Source organism: Corynebacterium lipophiloflavum DSM 44291, assembly GCF_000159635.1.
GTDB lineage: Bacteria > Actinomycetota > Actinomycetes > Mycobacteriales > Mycobacteriaceae > Corynebacterium > Corynebacterium lipophiloflavum.
In genome coordinates, this window is sequence record NZ_GG667244.1 from 1 (window position 1) to 241 (window position 241).

1 protein-coding gene is annotated in these 241 nt (G+C 44.0%); it reads right to left on the minus strand.

Annotated features, from left to right (window positions below; genetic code table 11):
* Positions 1 to 174 (minus strand): barstar family protein (locus HMPREF0298_RS12985; RefSeq protein WP_006841355.1); only part of this gene is annotated, 174 nt, incomplete at its 3' end.
* Between the last annotated feature and the right edge of the window lie 67 nt (positions 175 to 241).

Genomic DNA, 241 nt, shown 5'->3' on the forward strand with positions numbered 1-241 from the left:
CAGATGAACAAATTCAATCTCAAGTGGTAGCGGCAGGACATCGTTCATTAACACATCCCATAGTGAGTCGAGATCGCGTACCTTATCTTTCGCCAGACCAAAGGTTTGGCTAAAGTCACGATAAAAATCCTCCTGACTCTCAATCTCATCAAAATCAAAGGTATAAATATTCATCTGTTGCCACCGTCACGTTTCGCGGCGAGTTCTGCCGTGCATCGCTAAGTATAGCCATGAAAAAACC